This is a genomic window from Gemmatimonadota bacterium, assembly GCA_041390105.1.
GTDB lineage: Bacteria > Gemmatimonadota > Gemmatimonadetes > Longimicrobiales > Gaopeijiaceae > JAGQIF01.
This window is the reverse complement of the sequence record JAWKQO010000001.1, coordinates 688,242-712,702: the sequence shown is the minus strand read 5'-3', so window position 1 is coordinate 712,702 and position 24,461 is coordinate 688,242. Positions and strand designations below refer to the sequence as shown.

The 24,461-nt window shown below is 66.0% G+C and carries 21 protein-coding genes; 20 read left to right on the top strand and 1 reads right to left on the bottom strand.

Annotated elements, in window-relative coordinates; translation table 11 throughout:
- The first annotated feature begins 3 nt into the window (after positions 1–3).
- Genes R3E10_03215 through R3E10_03200 form a run of 4 tightly spaced genes read left to right on the top strand, consistent with a single transcriptional unit; the run spans position 4 to position 4,915 of the window.
- Positions 4–1,917: a fumarate reductase/succinate dehydrogenase flavoprotein subunit gene (locus R3E10_03215; protein ID MEZ4414737.1), complete on the top strand. Its 1,914-nt coding sequence runs from the start codon at positions 4–6 to the stop codon at positions 1,915–1,917.
- Entirely contained in the window at positions 1,917–2,669 is a 753-nt protein-coding gene (locus tag R3E10_03210; protein MEZ4414736.1) for a succinate dehydrogenase/fumarate reductase iron-sulfur subunit, read from the top strand. Before R3E10_03215 ends, R3E10_03210 begins: the two co-directional genes overlap by 1 nt.
- A complete protein-coding gene (locus R3E10_03205; protein MEZ4414735.1) occupies positions 2,666–4,429 on the top strand; it encodes an amidohydrolase in 1,764 nt (587 codons plus the stop codon). Before R3E10_03210 ends, R3E10_03205 begins: the two co-directional genes overlap by 4 nt.
- 9 nt (positions 4,430–4,438) lie before the next feature.
- Positions 4,439–4,915, top strand: a complete 477-nt coding sequence (locus tag R3E10_03200; protein ID MEZ4414734.1) for an FKBP-type peptidyl-prolyl cis-trans isomerase — start codon at positions 4,439–4,441, stop codon at positions 4,913–4,915.
- A 90-nt stretch (positions 4,916–5,005) separates the two neighbouring features.
- On the opposite strand, the gene dcd is transcribed toward R3E10_03200, so the two are convergent.
- Complete coding sequence (dcd, locus tag R3E10_03195; protein MEZ4414733.1) at positions 5,006–5,560, bottom strand: dCTP deaminase; 555 nt, start codon at positions 5,558–5,560, stop codon at positions 5,006–5,008.
- A 217-nt stretch (positions 5,561–5,777) separates the two neighbouring features.
- On the opposite strand from dcd, the gene ndhC reads away from it, so the two are divergent.
- The 16 genes from ndhC to R3E10_03115 all read left to right on the top strand — a co-directional run bounded on the left by ndhC (position 5,778) and on the right by R3E10_03115 (position 24,445).
- On the top strand, positions 5,778–6,134 hold the full coding sequence (gene ndhC / locus R3E10_03190) for an NADH-quinone oxidoreductase subunit A (GenBank protein ID MEZ4414732.1): 357 nt from the start codon (positions 5,778–5,780) through the stop codon (positions 6,132–6,134).
- A complete protein-coding gene (gene nuoB / locus R3E10_03185; protein ID MEZ4414731.1) occupies positions 6,125–6,793 on the top strand; it encodes an NADH-quinone oxidoreductase subunit NuoB in 669 nt (222 codons plus the stop codon). Before ndhC ends, nuoB begins: the two co-directional genes overlap by 10 nt.
- Positions 6,794–6,808: 15 nt before the next feature.
- A complete protein-coding gene (locus R3E10_03180) occupies positions 6,809–7,504 on the top strand; it encodes an NADH-quinone oxidoreductase subunit C (GenBank protein MEZ4414730.1) in 696 nt (231 codons plus the stop codon).
- A gap of 115 nt (positions 7,505–7,619) precedes the next feature.
- Positions 7,620–8,774 carry an NADH dehydrogenase (quinone) subunit D gene (gene nuoD / locus R3E10_03175; protein MEZ4414729.1) on the top strand — a complete coding sequence of 385 codons (1,155 nt, stop codon included), beginning with the start codon at positions 7,620–7,622 and terminating at the stop codon, positions 8,772–8,774.
- Complete coding sequence (locus tag R3E10_03170; GenBank protein MEZ4414728.1) at positions 8,771–9,433, top strand: NAD(P)H-dependent oxidoreductase subunit E; 663 nt, start codon at positions 8,771–8,773, stop codon at positions 9,431–9,433. The genes nuoD and R3E10_03170 overlap by 4 nt, the downstream gene beginning before the upstream one ends.
- Before the next feature lie 3 nt (positions 9,434–9,436).
- A complete protein-coding gene (nuoF, locus tag R3E10_03165) occupies positions 9,437–10,729 on the top strand; it encodes an NADH-quinone oxidoreductase subunit NuoF (protein MEZ4414727.1) in 1,293 nt (430 codons plus the stop codon).
- Between the two features lie 19 nt (positions 10,730–10,748).
- Positions 10,749–12,356, top strand: a complete 1,608-nt coding sequence (locus R3E10_03160) for a 2Fe-2S iron-sulfur cluster-binding protein (GenBank protein MEZ4414726.1) — start codon at positions 10,749–10,751, stop codon at positions 12,354–12,356.
- Positions 12,357–13,649, top strand: coding sequence for an NADH-quinone oxidoreductase subunit NuoH (nuoH, locus tag R3E10_03155; protein ID MEZ4414725.1), 1,293 nt, complete (start codon positions 12,357–12,359; stop codon positions 13,647–13,649).
- Positions 13,640–14,140, top strand: a complete 501-nt coding sequence (locus R3E10_03150; protein MEZ4414724.1) for an NADH-quinone oxidoreductase subunit I — start codon at positions 13,640–13,642, stop codon at positions 14,138–14,140. The genes nuoH and R3E10_03150 overlap by 10 nt, the downstream gene beginning before the upstream one ends.
- A 10-nt stretch (positions 14,141–14,150) precedes the next feature.
- Positions 14,151–14,669, top strand: coding sequence for an NADH-quinone oxidoreductase subunit J (locus R3E10_03145; protein MEZ4414723.1), 519 nt, complete (start codon positions 14,151–14,153; stop codon positions 14,667–14,669).
- 3 nt (positions 14,670–14,672) lie between these two features.
- Positions 14,673–14,966, top strand: coding sequence for an NADH-quinone oxidoreductase subunit NuoK (nuoK, locus tag R3E10_03140; GenBank protein ID MEZ4414722.1), 294 nt, complete (start codon positions 14,673–14,675; stop codon positions 14,964–14,966).
- A gap of 4 nt (positions 14,967–14,970) precedes the next feature.
- Positions 14,971–17,112: an NADH-quinone oxidoreductase subunit L gene (gene nuoL / locus R3E10_03135; GenBank protein MEZ4414721.1), complete on the top strand. Its 2,142-nt coding sequence runs from the start codon at positions 14,971–14,973 to the stop codon at positions 17,110–17,112.
- A 6-nt stretch (positions 17,113–17,118) separates the two neighbouring features.
- The gene (locus R3E10_03130; protein MEZ4414720.1) at positions 17,119–18,735 is read left to right on the top strand and encodes an NADH-quinone oxidoreductase subunit M; all 1,617 of its coding nucleotides are present in this window, start codon (positions 17,119–17,121) and stop codon (positions 18,733–18,735) included.
- Position 18,736: 1 nt separating this feature from the next.
- Positions 18,737–20,245 (top strand): NADH-quinone oxidoreductase subunit N, encoded by a 1,509-nt coding sequence (locus R3E10_03125; protein MEZ4414719.1) that lies wholly within the window; start codon positions 18,737–18,739, stop codon positions 20,243–20,245.
- Positions 20,246–20,331: 86 nt separating this feature from the next.
- The gene (locus R3E10_03120) at positions 20,332–21,696 is read left to right on the top strand and encodes a phosphomannomutase/phosphoglucomutase (protein MEZ4414718.1); all 1,365 of its coding nucleotides are present in this window, start codon (positions 20,332–20,334) and stop codon (positions 21,694–21,696) included.
- Positions 21,689–24,445, top strand: coding sequence for a UPF0182 family protein (locus R3E10_03115; protein ID MEZ4414717.1), 2,757 nt, complete (start codon positions 21,689–21,691; stop codon positions 24,443–24,445). Before R3E10_03120 ends, R3E10_03115 begins: the two co-directional genes overlap by 8 nt.
- Positions 24,446–24,461 lie beyond the last annotated feature (16 nt).

The following is a 24,461-nucleotide window of genomic DNA, read 5'->3' as shown; positions in this document are numbered from 1 at the left end:
CAGATGAAGCTCGATGCCCGGATTCCGGCGGGCCCCATTCAGGAGAAGTGGGAGCGCCACCGCTTCGAGATGAAGCTGGTCAATCCCGCCAACAAGCGCCGCTTCGATGTGATCGTGGTCGGAACCGGGCTGGCTGGCGCGGCGGCGTCCGCCACCTTGGCCGAGTTGGGCTATCAGGTCCAGACCTTCACCTTCCATGACTCGCCCCGGCGCGCGCATTCCATCGCCGCCCAGGGCGGAATCAACGCCGCCAAGAACTACCAAAGCGACGGGGACTCCGTCTTCCGTCTCTTCTACGACACAGTGAAGGGTGGGGACTTCCGCTCCCGGGAGGCCAACGTCTATCGCTTGGCCGAGCTCAGCCTCGAGATCATCGACCAGGCCGTGGCGCAGGGGGTGCCGTTCGCACGGGAGTACGGTGGGCTACTGGCCAATCGCTCGTTCGGCGGCGCTCAGGTGTCCCGGACGTTCTACGCCCGCGGCCAGACCGGTCAGCAGCTGTTGCTAGGTGCCTATCAGGCCCTGATGCGGCAGGTCGCGTCCGGCCAGGTGCGCTTGCACAACCGCTCCGAGCTCCTGGACATCGTGGTGGTGGATGGTCGTGCCCGCGGCATCGTGACGCGTGACCTGCTGTCCGGGCGCGTGGAGTCGCACGCGGCGGACGCGGTGGTCTTGGCGACGGGCGGGTACTCCAACGTGTTCTTCCTGTCGACGAACGCCAAGAAGTGCAACGTGACGGCCACGTGGAGAGCGCATCGCAAGGGCGCCGCCTTCGCCAACCCGTGCTTCACCCAGATCCACCCGACCTGCATTCCCACCAACGGCGAGTATCAGTCCAAGCTCACGTTGATGAGCGAGTCGCTCCGGAACGACGGTCGGATCTGGGTGCCTGCCGAGGCCGGTGATCAGCGCGCGCCGGAGCAGATCCCGGACGCCGAACGCGACTACTACCTGGAGCGCATCTACCCGAGCTTCGGCAACCTGAGCCCGCGCGACATCGCTTCGCGCCGGGCCAAGGAGATGGTCGACAAAGGGCATGGTGTGGGCGCCTTGCACAACGGTGTCTACCTCGACTTCCGCGACGCCATTCAGCGCATCGGTCGCAGCGCCGTCTCGGAGCGTTACGGGAATCTCTTCGCCATGTACGAGAAGATTACCGGCGAGGATCCGTATAGGACGCCCATGCGCATCTATCCGGCACCCCACTACACCATGGGTGGGCTGTGGGTGGACTACGACCTGATGACCACGGTCCCTGGTCTGTTCGCCATCGGCGAGGCGAACTTCTCGGACCACGGCGCCAACCGGCTGGGCGCTTCAGCGCTGATGCAGGGCCTTGCCGACGGCTACTTCATCCTTCCGTTGACCGTAGGGAACTTCCTGGCGCGTATCCGGACGGACGAGCTGGATACGCACCACAGCGCGTTCGTGGAGGCCGAGGCGCAGGTCGCGGCCCGGTCGAAGCGTCTCCTCGATACCAAGGGGAGCCGCACCGTGGATTCCTTCCACATGGAGCTGGGCCGTTTGATGTGGAACGCGTGCGGCATGGAGCGCTCCCGCGAAGGGCTCACGGCGGCCCTTCAGCAGATCCCGGCCTTGCGGGAGCAGTTCTGGGCCGAAGTCAACGTGCCCGGCAGTTCCGAGTCGCTCAACGAGTCCCTGGAGAAGGCTGGGCGACTCGCCGACTTCTTCGAGTTCGCGGAACTGATGTGCCTCGACGCGCTGACGCGCGACGAGTCGTGCGGTGCGCACTACCGGGTGGAGCACACGACCGACGAGGGCGAGGCGCGGCGCGACGACGTGGCCTTTGCCCACGTCGCTGCGTGGGAGTACACGGGTGATCCGTCGGTGCCGCGCCGCCACCAGGAGGAGCTCATGTTCGACTACGTGCCCTTCTCGCAGCGGAGCTACAAGTAGTGGACCTCACACTGCGTGTATGGCGACAGGAATCTCCGACTGCGCGGGGGCGCTTCGAGCGCTACACCGCATCCGACATCTCGCCGGACATGTCGTTCCTCGACATGCTCGACCTGGTGAACGAGGGAATCACCAAGGACGGGGGTGAGCCCATCCAGTTCGAGCACGATTGTCGTGAGGGCATCTGCGGATCCTGTGGCATGGTGGTCAACGGGCGGCCCCATGGGCCCAACGAGCGGACCACCGCGTGCCAGTTGCACATGCGCAGCTTCAAGCATGGCGACGAGATCTGGATCGAGCCGTTTCGTGCGGCCGCCTTTCCAGTCATCCGCGACCTGGTGGTGGACCGTGCCGCGCTGGACCGGATCGTGGAGGCGGGGGGCTTCATCTCGGTCCGCACCGGGAGTGCCCCGGATGCGAACTCCATTCCCGTGCGCAAGCAGGACGCGGACGAAGCGTTCGACGCGGCGACCTGCATTGGCTGCGGCGCTTGCGTGGCGGCCTGTCCCAACGCCTCGGCCATGCTGTTCACGTCGGCGAAGGCGACGCATCTGGCGCTCCTCCCCCAGGGACAGCCGGAACGGTACGAGCGCACCGTGGCCATGGTGGCGACCCACGATGAGGAGGGGTTCGGCAACTGCACCAATCACGGCGCCTGCGAGAATGCATGCCCCAAGGGCATCTCGCTGCGGAACATCGCACATCTCAACCGCGATCTGCTGCGGGCGTTGACCGGCTCCATCGGCGGATGAGCGGGAGCACGCTCCGGTCCCGAGTCGTGGCCTTGGCCGGAACATTGGCGCTGCTGGCACCCCTCGGTTGCCTGCCCGCGCCCGCAGGAGAGGGAGCGGACCTCCTGCTCGTCGGGGGTACGCTCTGGACAGGGGTCGAGGGAGCGCCCGCGGCGGACGCACTGGCGATGCGCGGGGGACGGATCGTCTACGTGGGGTCCTCGTCGGCGGCTCGCCGGCTGCTGGGGCCATCCACACACGTGATCGAGCTGGACGGCCGCTTCGTCGCGCCCGGCTTCATCGACAACCACACCCACTTCAACCGCGCTGGAGAGCTCCTGCTGGGAGTGAACCTCCTGGACGTCTCGGACGCCGACGGCCTCAGGGCGGCCGTGGCAGCGGCGGCGGAGCGCTTGCCCGACGGGGCGTGGATGGTCGGCGGGATGTGGGGCGCCTACGCGCAGTGGGCTCAGGGCTCCACCGGTCGTGACGAGGCGCAGGTTCGGACACCCTTCCGACCCGACCGCAGCGTGATCGATGACGTGTCGGCCGACAATCCAGCGGTGCTCTGGAACTGGGACCAGAGCCAGTTCCTCGCCAACGGAGCGGCACTTGCGGCCGCCGAGGCCGACTGCAGCTGGGCGGGCGTGGAGTGCGAGGGCGGACGCCCGACCGGCAGGATCTCCAACACCGTCCGTGACCGCATCCGGGAGGCCATCCCGGAGAAGACCATGGAGCAGCGCCTGGCGGAGGCTCGGGTGGCGCTTCGGCAGCTCCGCGAGCTCGGTGTCACGACCTTCTTCGACATCACGCCGCCGGAGCAACTGCCGGTCTTCCAGGCACTGCGCGAGGCCGGCGAGCTGACGGCCCGTGTGAACGTGCGACCGGTGCTCGACACCTGGGACGAGTTGGCTGATGTGGGGATCGGCCACGGATTCGGGGACGACTGGATCCGCTTCGGGGGCCTGAAGGGCTTCTCGGATGGGATCATGGGCAACTCATCGGCCCGGTTCTACGAGCCCTACCTGACCACCGGCGTGCGTGGCTCCTGGCGGGACGCCACCAATACGGGACATGTAACCGGGAACGGATCCGGGATGGCCCCGACCGGCAACATGCGGCGGCTGCTCTTCGGTGCGGACTCCATCGGGTTGTCGCCGCGCATCCACGCCATCGGGGACGAGGCCATCGACAGCGTCATCGACCTGATGGAAGAGGTGATCCGGGTCCATGGACCCCGAGCGGATCGGCGCTTCGCCATCATCCACACCCAGGTTCTGTCGGGGCCGGAGGTCGCGGAGCGCATGGCCCGCCTGGGCATCATCGCCGAGGTGCAGCCCTATCATGCCATCGACGACATGCGTTGGATGGAGGAGCGCATCGGCGCGCGGGCTCGCTGGGCCTATGCCTTCCGCACGCTCCACGATGCCGGTGTGATGCTGTCGTTCGGCAGCGACTGGCCCGGGACCAATGCCGCCTGGTACACCGCGGATCCGCTCCAGGGGATGTATGCCGCGGTGACGCGTCAGACCCTGGACGGACAACCCGAGGGCGGCTGGTTCCCCGAGGAGCGGATCGACATCGAAACGGCCCTGCGAGCGTACACCGTGGGAAATGCCTTCGCCGCCGGCGAGGAGGACCGCAAGGGCACGTTGGAGGTAGGAAAGCTGGCGGACGTGGTGGTATTGGACCGCAGTCCCCTTACCGCCCATCCGTCCGAGCTGAAGGACATCCGCGTGGACTACACCATCGTGGACGGTCGGATCGTCCATCAACGTTGAGGAGCATCGATGCTCGGGATCGAGTCGAGGGCACGGCTGGGCGCGTTGGCGCTGGCCTTCGCGGTTGTGGCCGGCTGTGGGGACGATGGCGGTCCCGAGATGGGGACCGGCACCCCCGAGAACACGACCTTCTCCTCCATCCTGAACGTGGATCTGGCCCAGATGACCCGCCTGGACGGCGGCCTCTACATCCAGGACCTGCGCGTGGGGACGGGGGCGGAAGCGAGCGTGGGTGACGGTGTGCAGATGGGGTATACCGGGTGGCTGCCGGACGGCACGCTGTTCGACGGCGGAACGATTTCGTTCTCACTGGGGCAAGGCAGGGTCATCCAAGGGTGGGAGCGGGGGATCCCGGGCATGCGCGTGGGTGGCCTGCGCAAGCTCGTGATTCCCGCGTCACTCGGGTATGGGAATCAGGGCATTGGCCCCATCCCGCCCAATTCGGTGCTGGTCTTCGACGTGGAGTTGCTCCAGATCGTCCCCTGAGCCGAGGACGGCGGCTGCGGCGCCCTCCGCCAGGGGGGGCGGGGCGGCCCAGCGGCCCGGACTCAGGCGCCACAGCGGGCGCGAAGCCGACTAGAGACGGGGCAGTGTGACTCCGGTCTGCTTCTGGTACTTGCCCCGACGGTCGGCGTACGCGATCTCGGGCGGCTCGTTCCCTCGGAAGAACAACAGCTGGCTGATCCCTTCGTTGGCGTAGATCTTCGCCGGCAGCGGCGTCGTGTTGGAGATCTCCAGCGTCAAGAACCCCTCCCAGGTGGGTTCGAGCGGCGTGACGTTCACGATGATCCCACAACGGGCGTAGGTGGACTTGCCCAGGCAGATCACCAGGACGTCGCGCGGAATGCGGAAGTACTCCACCGTGCGAGCGAGCGCGAAGGAGTTGGGGGGGATGATGCACTCATCCGCCTGCACGTCCACGAACGAACGATCGTCGAACTGCTTGGGGTCGACCACGACGTTGTGGACGTTGGTGAACACCTTGAATTCGGGCGCCACCCGGATGTCGTATCCGTACGACGAAAGACCGTAGGAGATCACGCCTTCCCGGACCTGGCCGGCCTCGAAGGGCTCGATCATGCCGTGCTCTTCCGCCATCTGCCGGATCCAACGGTCGTTCTGAATCGCCATTCTGCGTCTCGTCGAGCCTCGGGTTCCCTCGGGGATCTGAACCGTGGTGCCTCCCCGGGGTAGGCCTGCCCGGGAAGGGCGGGCGGCAAGATAGACGGGGTAGGGAGGGGCGGCAAACCCCTATATACGGGGGGTCCCGCGCGCTTGCCGGCACCCCCTCGTTGCCGGTAGATTCTCGCCGCTCCGACTCGTGAACGTTTTCACAAAAAGCGGGGGCATGTCGGGAACCTACATCCCGGTACTCATCCTTCTCGGTATTTCGGTTGCACAGGCCGTGGGCATGGTCATCGCCTCCCACCTGTTGTCCAACCGACGGCCCACGCCGGAGAAGGAGATGCCATACGAATCGGGAATGGTGCCGCTGGGTTCGACCCGGCACCGTTTCTCGGTGAAGTTCTACCTCGTCGCCATCAGCTTCATCGTCTTCGATCTCGAGGCGGTCTTCCTCATTCCCTGGGCCGTGCGGATGCGCGAGCTGGGGTGGGGACCCTTCCTGGCCGTCAGCCTGTTCGTGGTGGTCCTCACGCTGGGGCTGGTCTACGAATGGAAGAAGGGAGGCCTCGAATGGGAATAGAGCCCGGGTCGACGCAGGGGGCGGGGTTCGCCGGCGAGGGCAGCCCGACCTTTCTGACCACGAAGCTGGACTTCATCGTCAACTGGGCCAGGCGGAACTCGCTGTGGCCCATGCCGTTCGGGACGGCGTGCTGCGCCATCGAGATGATGGCTTCCGCAGCCAGCAATTTCGACCTGGCGCGCTTCGGCATGGAGCGCATGTCTTTCAGTCCGCGCCAGGCGGATGTGCTGATCTGCGCCGGCCGCGTGCCCTACAAGCTCGCGCCCGTGCTGCGACGCATCTGGGACCAGATGCCGCAGCCCAAGTGGTGCGTATCCATGGGTGCCTGCGCCAGTTCCGGCGGGGTCTTCGACGTCTACTCCATGGTCCAGGGGATCGATACCATCGTCCCAGTCGACGTCTATGTGCCTGGATGCCCCCCTCGTCCGGAGGGGCTCATCTACGGTCTGATGATGATCCAGGAGAAGATCCGGGAGGAGAGCCTCAGCCGGATGGACGTGCTGCGCGCCGAGGACGCGTCGGCCGTGGGGCGGCCACGCGCCGACGATGCGCTGGTGGCCCAACTCACGGGTCCCTTCGGCAACTCGACGAAGCAGAATCGGGCGAGCGGCAACGTCGACACCCACGCCCAGAGCCGCCCCAAGGACCGGATTCCCTGAAGGCCGAGGTAGATCGTGAGCGCCGATGACCGCCGTCCCCGCTTCGAGCACCTCGATGCGGGACCGTCCCGACCGCCGGAAGCCGGCCCCGAGCCCAGGGCGGCGGACGTCGAGGTCCCGTCCCATCCCAGTGTCGATGCGTTGCGGGCCCAGTTCGGGGAGGCTGTTCTGCAGCATGAGGTCTGTGCGGGAGATCAGCACGTCGTCTACGTGGCGCCGGATCGCAACATCGAGATCCTGACGTTCCTGAAGACGGATCCCGCGCACCACTACGATTTCCTCGCGGACGTGACGGCCGTCGACCACGGCGGAGGCGCTCCGCTGCAGGTGGTCTATCAGCTCTGGTCGATCCCGCACCGGCGCGCACTGCGCGTCAAGTGCCGGCTGCCGCTGGACGGCTTGCGCATCCGCTCTACGGTGCCGCTGTGGAACTCGGCCAATTGGCTCGAGCGTGAGGTCTACGATCTGTTCGGCATCACGTTCGAGGGTCATCCGGACCTGCGGCGGATCCTCATGCCCGAGAACTACGCCGAAGGTCATCCGCTCCGGAAGGACTTCCCGCTCCGTGGGCGCTTCAGCCGGGCGGAGCAGACCCGTCGCGCGCTCCTGCAGGACCCCTACGCGGACTACACGGCGTTCGAACTGAGCCGGGGCGGGACGCCGCAGTTGATCGAGGGCGGCCCCGTCGCCCCAGGGAGTGAGGATGAGTAGTCGCACCGTCGAGTTCTCCGTACGCCGGGCCCCGGAGTTGGGGGTGGACGGGCGGCCGGCCTGGGGGCCGCTGGCCCCTGTCGACGTGGCGGAGCCACGGTTCGACTCCGAGCACATGCTCATCAACATCGGCCCCCAGCATCCGGCCACCCACGGCGTATTGCGTCTGGTCTGTGAGCTCGACGGCGAGACGGTGCTGAGGGTGATTCCCCACATCGGCTATCTCCACTCGTCGTTCGAGAAGCTGGGTGAATACCGGACTTTCAATCAGATCGTCCCGCTCACCGACCGCATGGACTACCTGGCGCCGTTGATCTACAACTGCGCCTATGCCATGGCGGTGGAGAAGCTGATGGGAATCGAGGTCACCGAGCGCTGCAAGGTGACCCGCGTGATCCTGATGGAGCTGGACCGGATCTTCAGTCACCTGCTCTGGTTGGGGACGACGGCCATCGACGTGGGCGCCTTCACGCCTTTCCTGTACAGCTTTCAGCAGCGAGAGAAGATCTACAAGCTGCACGAATCGCTCACGGGAGCCCGCATCACCACGTCCGCGACACGTGTGGGCGGCATGATGGCCGATCTCCCGGAGGGGTGGGTAGAGAGCCTGCAGGAGTTCATCGACCACTTCCCGCAGACCCTGTACGAAGTGGATCGCCTGCTCACCAACAACGCCATCCATCTCGGCCGGACCCAGGACGTGGGGGTCATCTCGGCGGAGGACGCGATCAACTTTGGTTTGAGTGGCCCCAACCTGCGGGCCGCCGGGGTCACCTACGACATCCGCAAGGACCGCCCATACTACGACTACGAGACGTACGACTTCGAGGTCCCCGTGGGCACGCACGGCGACTGCTATGATCGCTATCTGGTCCGCTTCGAAGAGATGCGTCAGAGCCTCCGAATCCTGCAACAGGCCGTGGACCGACTCCCCGACGGTCCCATGAACGTCGAGGATCCCCGCGTGTCGCTGCCGTCGAAGACCGACTGCATGAACGATATGGAGTCCATGATCCACCACTTCAAGCTGATCATGGAGGGAATCCACGCACCACCCGAGGACTGCTACTTCTCGGTGGAAGGCTCGAAGGGTGAACTGGGGATGTACCTGGTCGGGGACGGCGGCCCCAAGCCGGTGCGTTGGCGTGTGCGACCGCCGTCCTTCGTGAATCTGTCCGCCATCGCAAAGCTGGCGGAGGGACACCTGGTGTCCGACCTCATCATGATCAATGCGAGCCTCGACATCGTGCTGGGAGAGATCGACCGGTGAGCTCAGGCAGCGACGCGCCGTTCCGCAATCCGGGATGGGCAGGAAACACGGGTGAGTTCGACCTGGGCGAGGCCGAGGTCAGAGGGGACTCCTACGTGGGGCTTCGACCGCTGGAGGGTGGACACGCTGCGGCCGCGGCCAGCTATCCCTACATGAAGGTCGAGAAGCACCCGGAGGCTCCCCTCTTCGAGGGGCCCTACCAGGTGCGCTTCGACAAGATCCGGACCCGGTACCCGACGGCTCGCGCCGCCCTCCTGCCAGCGCTGAACCTGGCGCAGGAGGTCCGCGGTCACATCTCTCCGGAGACGATGGACCAGGTTGCCGCACTGCTCGGGTTGTCCGAGGCGTATGTCCGCGGCGTCGCCACCTTCTACACGATGTACAACAAGCGCCCCGTCGGGCGCTTTCTCGTGCAGGTCTGCACCAACATCTCGTGCAATCTCTGTGGCGCCGACGAGGTGCTGGAGGCGTTCCTGGCCCATACGGACACGGAGCTGGGCGACACCAGCACGGACGGGGACTTCACCGTGGTGGAGGCCGAATGCCTGGCGGCGTGCGGGTTTCCCACCTGCGTGCAGATCAACTCCCGCTACTACGAGAACGTGACGGCGGATCAGGTTCCGGACCTGATCGCTCGCCTCCGGGAGCGGGGGGAATAGACCATGGCCTACCCGTACCGACATCCAAGTGAAGTGCGGCTGCTCAGCGAGCACTTCGGCGACCCCAGCGCCCGCACGTTGGCCGGTTGGCAGGCACGCGGCGGATACGCGGCGCTCAAGAAAGCGTTGGAGATCGGCCGAGAGAAGGTCATCGAAGAGGTCAAGGCCTCGGGTCTGCGGGGCAGGGGAGGCGCGGGCTTCCCCACCGGCGTGAAGTGGGGCTTCATGCCCAAGAACAGTGGGAAGCCTCACTACCTGTGCTGCAACGCGGACGAATCGGAGCCCGGGACCTTCAAGGATCGCGAGCTGATCCGCTGGACCCCGCATCAGGTCATCGAAGGATGCTTGATCGGTGCGTTCGCGATCGGCGCGCAGCATGCCTACATCTACCTGCGTGGTGAGTTCTTCGAGGCCACGCAGGTCCTGGCGAAGGCCTTGGAAGAGGTCTACGCGGCCGGCCTGGCCGGTGAGGACGTGCTGGGGTCCGGTGAGCGGATCGATGTGACGCTGCACGTGGGCGCCGGCGCCTACATCTGCGGCGAAGAGACCGGGCTGATGAACTCGCTCGAGGGCCGGCGGGGTCAGCCCCGGGTCAAGCCCCCGTTTCCGGCAGCGGTAGGCGCGTTCGGCATGCCCACCACGGTCAACAACGTCGAGACGCTATCGACGGTGCCCCACATCGTCACCCATGGTGGCCAGTGGTACCGGCAGTGGGGGACGGAGAAGAGCCCTGGCACCAAGCTGTTCTGCGTGAGCGGTCACGTCCGGCGCCCCGGGAACTACGAGCTTCCGCTCGGCTTCCCGCTCATATCGCTGATCGAGGACGTATGCGGCGGGATGCGGGACGGTCGCTCACTGAAGGCGGTCATCCCCGGAGGGTCTTCGGTTCCCCTGATGAACGTCGAGGACTGCAGCAGCTGCAGCCTCGACTACGAGGGGGTGGCGGCCTGCGGCTCGATGCTCGGGTGCGCATCGGTGATCGTCATGGACGATTCCACCGACATCGTCAAGCAGGTCCGTCGCATGGTGCAGTTCTATGCACACGAGTCCTGCGGGCAGTGCACACCCTGTCGGGAAGGTACGGCCTGGATGACGACCATCCTTCAGCGCATCGAGGGCGGACGCGGCACGGAGGATGACCTCAACACCCTGTTGGACATGAGTGAGCAGATGACGGGCACCACGATCTGCGTGTTGTCGGACTCGGCAGCCGCCCCCGTGGTCTCGTCCATCCGCAAGTTCAAGGACGAATACCTGGCCCTCATCCGCCGTGGTGAGCGGGTGGGTGTGGCGTGACGAGGGCGGACGCGAGCCGATGAGCGAAAACGGGACCACCGAGCAGGTCACCCTCACCATCGATGGCCAGGAGGTCACGGTGCCGAAGGGCACCACCCTCCTGCAGGCCGCGCAATCGATGGGCGTGACGGTGCCCCACTACTGCTACCATCCGGGCCTGTCCTCGCCGGCCATGTGCCGCCTATGCCTGGTCGAGATCGAGGGGGCGCCCAAGCTGCAACCGTCGTGCGTGACACAGGCCATGCCCGGCCAGGTCGTGCACACCCACAGCGACAAGTCGCTGGAGATGCGGCGCGGGGTGCTGGAGTTCTACTTGGTCAACCACCCGCTCGACTGTCCGATCTGCGATCAGTCGGGAGAGTGCAAGCTCCAGGACTACGTGAACCTGGAGGGGCGCCCGCACGGCCGGAGTCGTGAGCCCAAGCGGGTGTTCGGTCGGGACGACTTCGGCGGCGATGTCTATTTCTATGGTGACCGCTGTGTGATGTGCACGCGCTGCGTGCGCTTCATGACCGAGGTCGCGCAGGATGCGCGCCTGACCGTCGTGGAGCGAGGCAACCGTTCGGTGATCGACACCTTCTTCGAGAAGGGACTGGACGGCTCCCCCTTCGCCGGAAACATCGTCGACATCTGCCCGGTGGGCGCCCTGGTCTCCAAGGACTTCCTCTACAAAGCCCGCGCCTGGGACCTCGATCATACGCCATCGGTGTGTTCGAGCTGCAGCCAGGGATGCAACATCGACATCCACACGCGGGACAACCTGGTGCAGCGCCTGAAGCCGCGAGAGAACCTCCAGGTCAACGGCCACTGGATGTGCGATTTCGGGCGCCACAACTACGAGTGGCTCAACCGCTCGGATCGGATCGAGGCGCCGCTGGTTCGGCGGGACTCGGGGCTGCGAGCGACGGACTGGTCGGATGCATTGGGGAGCCTCTACGACCGGCTGGCGGCGCTGGGGGAAACTTCGGTGACGTTGATCGCGAGTGCTCATGCGTCCAATGAAGATCTGACGGTTCTCCGGCACCTGGGCGACCGCATCGGGACAGGCGTGGTGCGCTTGTTCCGTTCGCGCCGCGCAGAGGACGAGGTTCCCCTGCCGGGGTTCCCCAAGCTGATCCGCCGCGCGGAGTTGAGCCCCAACGAGAGGGGAGCCACCGTGCTCGGCTATGCCCGTACCGGAGACAAGGATGGCACCGGCGGGGTCGAGCGTGTGGGCGGCGGCGTGGTGTTCGTACTCGGGGACGCGCTGGAGGACCTGCCCGCCGACCGGCTGGAGAACGCCGACCTGGTGGTCTACCTGGGCTGGTGGCGCTCCGGCCTCGAGGCCACGGCGGACTTCGTGCTTCCCATCTGCACGTTCGCGGAGCAGGACGGAACGTTCACCAATCATGAGGGGCGGGTCCAGCGCTTCCACAAGGCGATGAATGCTCCGGGTGCGGCGCGTCCCGCTTGGTTCGTGCTGGGTGCGCTGGACGCGGCCCTGGGGAACCAGGAAGCGCCCACGCGTGTGGACCTGGCTTTCCAGCGGGCGGGTGAGGTGGCGCCGGAGTTCCGCGGATTGACCTATCTCGAGATCGGGGAGCGCGGGGCGCTCCTGAACGAGCCCACCCTGCTGGCGAGGGGATAGATGGAGCCGATCACCGCGGCCGCGGGCCTTTGGTACTGGGTCGCCATGTTGGTCAAGATCCTGGCAGGCTTCGGCGCCGTCATGTTGGGCGTCGCCTACACGACGCTGGCGGAACGACGGGTGTCTGCGTTCATCCAGGACCGCCTGGGCCCCAACCGAGTCGGCCCCTTCGGGCTGCTGCAGCCGATCGCCGACGGCATCAAGAACTTCCTGAAGGAAGAGACCCTCCCGGGGACATCGTCCAAGTTCTATTTCATCCTGGGCCCCATGGTCTCCATCACGCCCGCGGTGGTCACCTGGGCGGTCATTCCGTTCGCGGCTCCGCTACCGACCCCATTCGGCGTGGTAGACATGGTGGTCGCCGATCTCCCCATCGGGATCCTCTTCATCCTCGCGTTCGCGTCCCTGGGAGTGTACGGGCTCTTCTTGGGTGGTTGGGCTTCCAACAACAAGTACGCGTTCCTGGGCGCGCTGCGCTCGTCGGCGCAGATGGTCAGCTATGAGGTGGCGTTGGGGCTCAGCCTCATCACCGTGCTCATGCTGGCGGGCAACGTCACCCTCAGCGAGATCATCTGGAAGCAGCAGCAGTTGGACTTCTGGTTCGCCTTCCCGCTCTCCCTGGCGTTTCTCTTCTTCGTGATCTCTGCGTTCGCAGAGACCAATCGGCTGCCCTTCGACATGCCCGAGGCGGAATCCGAGTTGGTGACCGGATATCACACCGAGTACTCGGCCATGAAGTTCTCGATGTTCTTCATCGCCGAATACGCGCACGTGCTCACCTCCTCCGCGTTGATGGCCACGCTGTTCTTCGGAGGCTGGGACCTGCCCGGGCATTGGGACGACGCGTTCTGGTGGCAGGGCATGTTGATTTCAGGATTCGACGCGTCCGGTGCGCCCATCGCTGCGAACCCCGCCTGGTGGAAAACGCTGCTCACCCTGGGCGCCTTCAGCGTCAAGACACTGTTCTTCGTGGTGCTCTACATCTGGATTCGCTGGACGCTGCCGCGCTTCCGCTACGACCAGGTGATGAGTCTGGGGTGGAAGGTCCTGCTGCCGGTTTCCCTGGCGTACACGATGCTCGTGGCCGGTACGATCCTGGTGCTCGACCAACTCGGGATTCCTTACGGCTTCCTCTTCGGTCTGGTATTGACCGCGGTCAGTGGCGCAGCGCTCCTGGCGTTCATCTTCGTCCTCGATCGCGGCCGCATCATCAAGGGGGCGGCGGCTCGCAAGGCCGTCGCGGGAGGTGACATCCACTTGCTGCCGCAAGCGGGAGGCGACGCGTGGCGGTAACCGTCAAGGTGCTTCGGCGTCCAGCGCCGGAGAAGAACTCCTATCTGAGGGCTACGCTGAAAGGCATGGCGTTGACCTTCAAGCACATGATCCGGCCGGACAAGATCACACAGCAGTACCCGGAGGAGCCCACGCAGCTCAGCCCGCGCTGGCGGGGCACCCACCGCATGGAGGTTCATGCGGACGGGCGGCCCAAGTGCGTGGCCTGCGGCCTGTGTCCCACCGTCTGCCCAGCCAACTGCATCCGCTTGGTGGGGGGCGAAGACGATCAGGGGAACCGGTATCCGATCGTATACGAGATCGACGAGTTCCGCTGCATCTTTTGCGGGATGTGCCAGGAGGTTTGTCCGGTCGAAGCGATCCATGTGGGCCGCCACTTCGAGAACGCCGAGTACACTCGCGACCGCTTTGTCTACGACCTCGATCGGCTGATGGACCAGGATCATCCCACGACGTTGCTCTGGGATCCCTCCGATCCACGCTCCGAGTAGAGGAGGCCCCTTGGTCGACATCTTCTTCTACGTCTTCGGTGCTCTCGCCATCGGTTGCGGGCTCGGCGTGGTAGCCGCTCGGAATCCGGTGGCCAGCCTTCTGTTCATGGTTGTGGCCCTGGCGAGTCTGGCTGGCATCTTCGTTCTGCTGGAGGCGCACTTTCTTGCCGCCATCCAGGTGCTCGTCTACGCCGGCGCCATCATGGTGCTGTTCCTGTTCGTCATCATGCTCCTGAACCTGGGCCACGAAGCGTCCTCCGACCTGAGGAGCGGAGTCTGGTTGATCGCTGGCTTCGCCCTGACCGGAGGCATCGTGGGCGCCATCATGCGCGCCTTGGGGCGGGCGAGCCTGGGCTCCCAGGGCGAGCCGGCCGCGATGGCCCTCGACGCCCTGGTGGCGGAGAAGGGTGCCGTCGGTGTCATCGCCGACCCGTTGTTCACCACGTACGTGGTGCCGTTCGAACTGACCGGCATCCTCCTGCTCATCGCCGTGGTCGGGGCCATCGCCCTGGCCAAGAGAAAGGTCTGAGCCATGGTCGTTCCATCGCTCTGGGTGAGCGCGATTCTCTTCGCGATCGGTGCGCTGGGCGTCATCATCCGCCGAAACGCCATCATCATGTTCCTGTCCGTCGAGTTGCAGTTGAACGCCGTGAATCTGGCGTTTGTGGCCCTTTCCAGGCTGTGGGGCATCGACGGCCAGGTGTTCGTGTTCTTCGTGATGACGGTAGCGGCCGCCGAGGCGGCCGTCGGCCTTGCCATCATCATCTCGATCTTCCGCCACTACGAGACCGTCAACGTGGACTCGTTCAACCAGCTGAAGTGGTAGGGCCATGACCCTGGCGACCCTCGCGCTTCCCCAGGAACACGCCGTTGCAGGCGCGTTCGAGCCCTGGCTCGTGGGCTGGGTGGTGCTCCTCCCGCTGCTCGGCTTCCTGCTGAACGGCATGCTGGCGCTGCGCCATGCGCAGGCCTCAGCCGCCGCGGTGCGGGCCGGAGGAGAACTCTCCCTCGAGCCCAAACCCTTTACGCACACGCTGCCCACCTGGATCGGGCCGGGCGTCCTGTTGGGTGCCTTCCTGATCACCGTGGTCAACTTCACGCGCATGTTGGGCGTGGAGCTCCACGAGCCCGCGGTGGTCCACTACGGCACGTGGATGGCGACCAGCACGCTGAGCGTGAGTTGGGCGCTGCAGTTGGATCAGCTGTCCATGGTCATGATGATGGTCGTGACCGGCGTGGGCTTTCTGATCCACGTGTTCAGTGTCGGGTACATGAAGGAGGATGCGGGCTACCCCCGCTACTTCGCGTACCTCAATCTGTTCGTGTTCTTCATGCTGGTCCTGGTCATGGGGGCCAGCTATCCGGTCTTGTTCGTGGGCTGGGAGGGCGTCGGCCTCTGCAGCTACCTCCTGATCGGCTTCTGGTTCGGAGACCGGGAGAAGGCGGACGCCGGAAAGAAGGCCTTCATCGTCAACCGGATCGGGGACTTCGGGTTCCTGATCGCGATGTTCCTGTTGTTCGGGGTCTTCGGGACGCTGGACTTCGTCCCGATCTTCGAGCATGCCCCGGGTACGCTCGAGTACGGGGGCAGCCTGGTGACCTGGATCACGCTCGCCTTCCTGCTCGGGTGCGCGGGTAAGAGTGCCCAGATCCCGCTCTACGTCTGGTTGCCGGATGCCATGGCCGGCCCCACTCCGGTCTCCGCCCTGATCCACGCGGCTACCATGGTGACGGCTGGTGTGTATCTGGTGGCCCGCTCGTCGGTCCTGTTCGCGCTGGCCCCGGTCGGGTCTGCGGCGGTGGCCGGGATCGGAGCACTGACGGCCCTGTTCGCGGCGACCATCGCGGTGCAGCAATACGACATCAAGAAGGTCCTGGCCTACTCCACGGTCTCCCAATTGGGATACATGTTCTTGGGAGTGGGGGTGGGGGCCTATGCGGCAGGCGTCTTCCATCTGATGACGCACGCCTTCTTCAAGGCACTGCTCTTCCTCGGGTCCGGTGCGGTGATCCACGCGATGCACCATGCGCTGCACCACACGCACTCGCACGAGGATCCGCAGGACATGCGCAACATGGGTGGCCTGAGGCGCTATCTCCCCATCACCTGGATCACGATGTGGATCGCCACCCTGGCCATCGCTGGGGTCTGGCCTTTCGCGGGATTCTTCTCCAAAGACGAGATCATCTGGTCGGCGGCGGCCTGGGCGGGCGCCGAGGGCAACGCCTTCTCCGGGCTCTATACGGTCTATTGGATCGTCGCTTTGGCGGCGGCCATGCTCACGGCCTACTACATGACCCGCATGATGGTCATGACCTTCCACGGCCCCAATCGGACCGGGGAAGCGGAGAGCAAGCACCTCCATCGCTCCCCTGCGGTGATGTGGATCCCGCTGGCCATCCTTGCCGTCCTGTCGGTCTTTGGTGGTTGGATCAACGTACCAGAGGCGCTTCAGGAGTCCTTCTTCGGCTTGGGTGGCGCGCTCCCCATGAGCGAGTGGCTGCACCACTGGCTGGAGCCCCTCACGCACGCCGCGGACGAGGTCCGAATCGAACACATGGGCGAGATGTCACACACGGCGCCGTTTGGGGGCGGCGAGGTCATGTGGGCCGGGATCTCGACGGCGTTGGCCCTGGCGGTGGTGTTGCTGTCCGCCCGGCTGGTGGGCGCGCGCAAGGTGGTCCCCGCCCGCGACGACGCGGCACCCACCGGATTCGGGCGGGTGCTCTACAACAAGTGGTACGTGGACGAGCTCTACGACCGGATCATCGTGCAGCCGGTGGTGCGGATCTCCCGCTTCGCCTGGCGCATCATCGACGCCACGATCATCGACGGAGTCGTCAACGCAGTGGGGTACGTCGCTCGGGTGCTGGGGTGGGTGGTCACACTCGTCCAGACCGGGTCGCTCAACACGTATGCGCTGGTCCTCATGCTCGGGGTCCTTTGGATCCTGGGCTCGGTGATCTGGTAGGGGGCGATGGGCACGCTACTGACGCAGTTCGGCATGGACGGCTGGATCCTCCACGCGTTGATCTGGCTACCCCTCCTGGGGATGGCGGTCGTCCTGGCGCTCCCGGAAGAACGGGCCAAGACGGTGGCTTTCTGGTGGAGCCTCGCGGTGTTCGTCCTGAGCCTGGGACTCTGGTGGCTGTTCGATCCCGCTGGGCCCCGTATGCAGATGGTGAGCTCGAGGCCCTGGATCGAGATGTGGGGCATCCACTACTCGATCGGCATCGACGGGATCTCGCTGTTCATGATCCTGCTGACCACGCTCACGACTCCGATCGCCATCCTGGGGGCATTCAACTACATCGCGAAGCGGGAAAAGGCCTTCTATGCCCTGATGCTGCTGTTGGAGGTCGGCGTGATCGGCGTCTTCGCGGCGACCGATCTGTTCCTCTTCTACGTGTTCTTCGAGCTCACGCTGGTTCCCATGTACTTCATCGTGGGGGTGTGGGGTGGAGAGCGACGCATCTACGCGGCCATCAAGTTCTTCCTCTACACCGCGTTCGGGTCGCTCTTGATGTTGGTGGCCATCCTCTATCTGTCTTTCCGCGCGCGAGGCGTGCTCGGCGTTCCGAGCTTCAGCTACGACGCGTTTCTATCCCTTCCCCTGACGATGAGGGAACAGCTCTTCCTGTTCTCCGCCTTCGCGCTCGCCTTCGCCATCAAGGTGCCGGTCTTTCCGCTGCATACCTGGCTGCCGGACGCGCACGTGGAGGCGCCGACGCCGGGCTCGGTGGTGCTGGCGGCGGTGCTGCTCAAGATGGGCACGTACGGATTCGTGCGATTCCTGCTGCCGCTTTTTCCGGCGGCATCGCAGCATCCGACCGTGGTGACGATCATGCTGGTACTGGGAGTCATCGGCATCGTGTACGCCGCCTGGGTCGCGGCCGTTCAGCCGGACGCCAAGAAGCTGGTCGCCTATACGTCCGTTGCCCACATGGGGTTCGTGGTGATCGGGACCTTCGCCATGACCGTGAACGGCCTGCAGGGTGGCCTCTTGGTCATGATCTCCCACGGTGTGTCCACGGGAGCGCTGTTCCTCCTCCTGGGCATGCTCTACGAGCGCAGACACAGCCGCCAGATCGAGGATTTCGGCGGCCTGGGCCGGGTGGCGCCATGGTTCGCCACCGCATTCGTCATCACCGCTCTGGCCTCCATCGGACTTCCGGGCACCTCGGGGTTCGTCGGTGAGTTCCTGGCCCTGCTGGGGACCTTCGAGGCGCGCCCGGGGCTGGCCATCATCGCGTCGACCGGGGTCATCTTCGCCGCCTACTACATGCTGCCGATGGTCCAGCGGGTCTTCTTCAACCGCCTGGACAAGGACGAGAATCGGAAGGTCATGGACCTGTCCGGGCGCGAGCTCGCGGTGCTGGCGCCATTGCTGGCCCTGATGATCTGGATCGGCGTGCGCCCGACGCCCTTCCTGGAGCGAATGGAGCCGGCGGTCCAGGCCGTGATGGAGCGGCTCGCCGCTCAGCGCACCGCTGCAGCGGGAGGGTCGGACGGCTCAGGTCCGTCCGTCGTGGAGCTGGAGACGGACCAGGGGGAGAGCCTCCTCCTGGCGTGGGCCGGACAGCGGGAGAACTAAGGTGACCCTCGACTTCAGCAGGCAGCTCCACTACGTCTGGGCGCTCCTTCCGGAGATCGTCCTGTGCATCAGCGGGTTGGGGATCCTTCTGGCTGGTGCCCGACCCCCGCGTGGCGACACGCCGGTCGACGACGAGTGGCTGGGCTGGATCGCGCTGCTCGGAATCGGTCTGGCGGCGGCGGCCAACGGATGGCTGCACGGCATCGGTGAGGTGGGCAACTCCGCCATGGTGGCCACGGACGGAGTCCGCCTCTTTGCCAACTGGGTGCTCCTCCTGGGGACGGCCCTGGCCATCCTCATCTCCTTCGACTACGTCAGCCGTCAGCGGCTGCAGGCTGCCGAGTTCTACGGGCTGATGTTGTTTTCCGTGGTCGGCATGATGACCATGGCTGGGGCCCGGGACCTCATCCTGATGTTCATCGGGCTCGAGGTCATGTCGATCGCCGTCTACGTCTTGGCGGCGTTCAACCGCCGGGACCGCAAGTCGGCGGAGGCGGGTCTCAAGTACTTCCTGCTCGGTGCCTTCGCTTCCGGCTTCTTCCTCTACGGCGTCGCACTGACCTACGGCGCCACGGGGAGCACCAACATCGAGCACGTGGCCGAAGCGCTGGCGGCGGGAACGGCCAACCGGGGGCTCCTTACGCTGGGGGCGGTGCTCCTGACCATCGGCTTCGGATTCAAGGTCTCGCTGGTCCCGTTCCATATGTGGACCCCGGACGTCTACGAGGGCTCCCCGACGCCGGTGACCGCGTTCATGTCGGCCGGGGTCAAGGCCGCCGCGTTCGTTGCCTTCCTGCGTGTGTTCCTGGTCGCCTTCGCAGGGACAGCCGAGGCGTGGCACACCGTGCTCTGGTGGTTGGCCGCCATCACCATGGTCGGAGCCAATCTGATGGCGTTGGCCCAGAGCAACGTGAAACGCATGTTGGCGTACTCGAGCATCGCGCACGCCGGGTATCTGCTGGTCGCCATCGTCGCCTTGAACCAGACGGCGGCCGCGGCCCTGCTGTTCTACCTGCTCGTCTACACCGTGATGAACCTGGGGGCCTTCGCGGTCGTCATCGCCGTGTCCAACCATGGCGAGGAACGGCAGCGCATCGAGGACTACGCGGGCTTCGGGTGGCAGCAGCCCGGCCTGGCCGTGGCTCTGACGGTCTTCCTGCTGTCCTTGGCTGGCTTCCCGGGCACGGGGGGCTTCATGGCCAAGGTCTACCTGCTGCTGGGGGCCCGGGATGCGCAGCTGTGGACCCTGGCGGTACTCCTTGTCCTGACCACGATCGCGTCCTACTGGTACTACCTGCGTCTGGCCTGGACCATGTGGATGCGGGAGGGCCGGAGCCCGGAGAGTCATGCGGCCGTCTTCGCACCGTTGGCCATGCGGTTTGCCATGGTCGCCGGAGTGGTCCTGATCCTGCTGACCGGGCTGTTCCCCGAGTCGGCACTGAGCCTGGCCGGCCGGAGCGTCGCGGACCTGGGTGGTGGAGCGGCGACCCTCTTGGGGCTGGGCCACTAGAGTCCCCAGCACCGGGTACACGAGCCCCTCAGGGGAGCAGCCCCGGCCCGCTCCCGTGATTTCCGATGCCTACGAGCGAACCGAGCATGCCGTTTCCTGCACATATTTTCCGTCAGTACGACATCCGGGGCGTGGTGGGCAGCGACCTCCACGAGGGTGTCGCCCGTGCCGTCGGGCGCGCGTACGCGACCGAGCTGCGGGCCGAGATCGCGAAGCCGACCGTCGTGGTGGGTCAGGACAATCGGCCCAGCTCGCCTGGCCTGGCCGCAGCCCTGATCGAGGGCTTGCGCGCCAGCGGTGTCGATGTGGTCGACCTGTCGACCGTTCCGACACCGCTGGTCTACTGGGCGGAGAAGATGCTGGGCAGCGACGGCGCCCTTCAGGTCACGGGGTCGCACAACCCGGCGGAGTACAATGGGATCAAAATGACCGTCGGGGGACGGTCACTGTACGGGGATCGGATCCAGGGTCTGCGTAACCGGATCGAGCGGGAAGAGTACAGTCAGGGGGGCGGGGGATACCGCCAGGAAGCGATCATCGATCGCTACATCGACGACATTCGCGGCCGGATCCACCTGGCGCGGCCGGTACGGGTCGCGGTGGACTGCGGAAACGGTGCGGGCGCACTCCTGGCCGTGCAACTGTTGGAGGCGGTGGGAGCCGAAGTCACGCCCCTGTTCTGCGAGTCGGACGGCACATTTCCCAACCACCACCCGGACCCGACCGTCGACGAGTATCTGGTGGACCTGATCCGAACGGTACAGGATGGAGGATTGGAGCTCGGGATCGGCTTCGATGGTGACGCAGATCGGGTCGGGGCCATCGACGATCGCGGCCGTGTTGTTCGTGGAGACATCCTTCTCCTGCTCTTTGGACTGGACTTGCTGGAACGGAAGGGTCCGGGGCAGAAGCTCGTCTTCGACGTGAAATGCTCGCAGGTGCTGCCCGAGGTGTTCGAGGCCCACGGGGGAGAAGCGATCATGTGGAAGACCGGTCACTCGCTCATGAAGGAGAAGATGCGGGAGACCGGGGCGCCGATCGCGGGGGAGCTTTCGGGGCATATCTGTATCGCCGACGACTACCTCGGCTTCGACGATGCGCTCTACGATGCCTGCCGTCTCCTTCAGATCGTCTCGCATATGGACGGCCCGCTGTCGGGCGCCGTCGATGCGTTTCCACAGTATGTTTCGACTCCGGAGATCCGGATCGACGTGACGGAAGATGTGAAGTTCGGTTTGGTGGAGCGGGCCACCTCCCATTTCCGGGCGCGCTACGACGTAATCGACGTCGACGGAGTGCGCGTGCAGTTCGGAGATGGCTGGGGGCTGCTGCGCGCGTCCAATACGCAGCCTGTCCTGGTCGCGCGCTACGAGGCGCAGACCACCGAGCGCCTTGCCCAGATTCGTGCCGAGATCGAGGAATGGCTCCGTGATCAAGGGGTCGATGTCTGAGGGTGCTCGACGACGACTCCCTTCGGGCCGAACGCTTCTCTGGCTCCTCGCCGGCGTGGCAGGCGCCCTGGTCGTGTTACGCCTGTTGTCCGGCTTCTTGGTCGAAGTCCTCTGGTTCCGCAGCGTTGGCCAATCGGGCGTGCTGTGGACCCGCACGCTCTGGGAGCTGGCAGCGCGTCTGACGGTGACGGGCGTCGCCGCGCTCGCCGCTCTCGTCAACCTGCGGCAGGTCGCCGCGACCCTGGGAGCCATACGGATCCGGCGCCGCTTCGGCGACCTGGAGATCTCTGAACAGGTTCCCAGGCGCACCGTGCTGTTGGCATTGGCCGTGGTCTCCGTTCTGTTCGGTCTCTGGTTCGGTGCCGCGCTGCCCAGCGGTACGGGGATCGACGCGCTGCTGGCCGTGCGAGCACCGGCGTGGGGCCTCGTGGACCCGTTCTTCGGGAAGGATGTGGGGTTCTTCGTGTTTGCCCTGCCGCTCTTGCGGGGAGGGGTCGCGCTGGGGCTGGCACTCGCCTTCTTGCTGCTGGCGCTGTGTGTGGCGGGCTACGCAGCCACGGGCGCCCTGGCCGCAGACCGGGGCCGCATTCGAGTGGCGCCGGGCGCCACGCGTCACCTCTTGCTTCTGCTGGCGTCCTTCGTCGGGCTTCTGGCTCTTCGCTTCTGGTTCGAGCGCCATCACCTCCTCGTTGCGGGCTCGTCGCAGGTCCAGGGGATCTTCGGCTTCACCGACGCGCAGGCGCGAGGGCCGGCCCTGCAGGGGCTGGCCGGTATCGCGCTGCTGGCCGCGGTCGCAATCGGGTGGGCCGGTCTGCGGGATCGCGTGGCGGTTGCCGTCGGCGCGCTCGGAAGTCTTCTGGTCGCGTGGCTCCTGCTGGCGCAGGCCTATCCGTCCCTGATCCAACGCTTTCGGGTAGAGCCGAACGAACTGGCCGCCGAGAGCCCGTTCATCGAAACGAACCTGCGGTTCACCCGCGAGGCGTACGGTATTTCCGGCGTGCAGCGCAGCCAACTGGCGCCGGGACCGGCAGACGCAGAGACGTGGGCGGCTGCTGCGGAGCGCCTCGAGGGCCTACCCGTGTGGAGCCGGACCGCTCTCGCCAACACGTTTCAGCGCCGCGAGGCCCGTTTCGGGTACTACGACTTCGCTGTCGTGGCCATCGATCGCTATCCTGGTCCCGGCGGCACGGTCCCGACGGCCGTGTCCGTGCGCGAGATCGATGCCAGCCGCATTCCGGATCCAAACTGGCAGAACCTGCATCTGCGAGAGCGATTCGTTCGGGGCATGGGGGCCGTCGTGGCCCAGGCGTCCGGCGCTCCGGTGGACTTCGGTCCGCGCTTGCTGCTCTCCGGAATCCCCCCTCGTCCGGCTGCGCAGGCACCCGAGGCGTTGGCGCTCGACCGCTCGGCCATCTTCTTCGGCTCCCGACAACAGCCCTACGCAATCGTCACTCCCTCGGACAGCGCGTTTCTCGCACCCGATTCGACACGGGGCCTCGAGGCCATCGACTACCCGCGCGGCATCCAGCTACACTCGTGGCTGCGGACGCTGCTGCTGTCCTGGCGGTTCCGCGACGCAAACTTGCTGTTCGCCGGTGAAGTGGGAGACTCCAGCCGCTTCGTGTTTCGCCGCGAGGTGAGGGAAAGGGCCACCGCGATCGCGCCATTCCTGCGCTATCCGTCAGCGCCCGTGCCCGTGCTACACGAAGGGCGCGTCCTCTGGATGCTGGAAGGATACACGCAATCGCGGGAGTTTCCGCTGTCTCGCGCCTACGCTTTCGAGGAGCGGCGTCCTGTCCGCTACGTGCGCAACTCCGTGAAGGCGACCGTAGACGCCATCTCCGGGGAGGTGCGCTTCTATGTGGCCGACCCAGCCGATCCGATCATCGCGGCGTATCGGCGCGTGTTTCCGGATCTCTTCTCTTCGCTCGATGACATGCCGGACGGCTTGCGGGCACACCTGCGCTATCCGAGAGAGCTCCTGCAACTCCAGGCGCAGGTGCTGTACCGTTACCACCAGGAGACGCCGGCCCAGTTCCATGCCCAGCAGGACGTGTGGGCGGGTGCTCAACAACTGACCGAAGGCGCCGCGCCCACGCCGTATGTCCCCGAGTACGGTTGGTACCGGCTCCCGGGCGAGGAGCAGGAGGAGTTTCTCCTCACCACCGCGCTGGTTCCCACCGGCCGCCAGAACCTGGCGGCTCTTCTGGTGGCGCGCTCCGATCCCGGTGTCTACGGCGAGCTCCGACTCATCGAGACTCCGGTCGGCACCGAGGTGCCCGGTCCGGAGATGGTGGAGGCCCGGGTGGAGCAGGATCCCGTCATCTCCCAGCAGTTCTCGCTGTGGCGGCAGGGGGGCAGTCAGGTCTGGTTGGGTCACCTCCACATCGTGCCCGTAGCAGGTTCGCTTCTGTACGCTGAAGCGCTCTACCTGGCCGCCGAAGCAGGAGCCATCCCCGAGTTGCGGCGGTTTGTGGTCAGCGACGGGCAACGGGTGGCCATGGAGCCCACGCTTGCGGACGCCATCTCGGCGCTCTCAGGGCGTAGCTTGGCGGCCGCGGGTTCCGCCGGCCCGCCGGCCTCCGGGGAGCCGGCCGCGGAGGCGCGGATCCCCCAACGTGCCCTGGAGATCCTGGATGAGGCGGAGCGGCTGCTCCGCAGCGGGGACTACGCCGGCTTCGGGCAACAGATGCAGCGTCTGCGCGAGGTACTCCAGAGCGCCCGGGTGGGTGAGCCGCCCGGCCATTGATCGCCCTCCGGAGCGG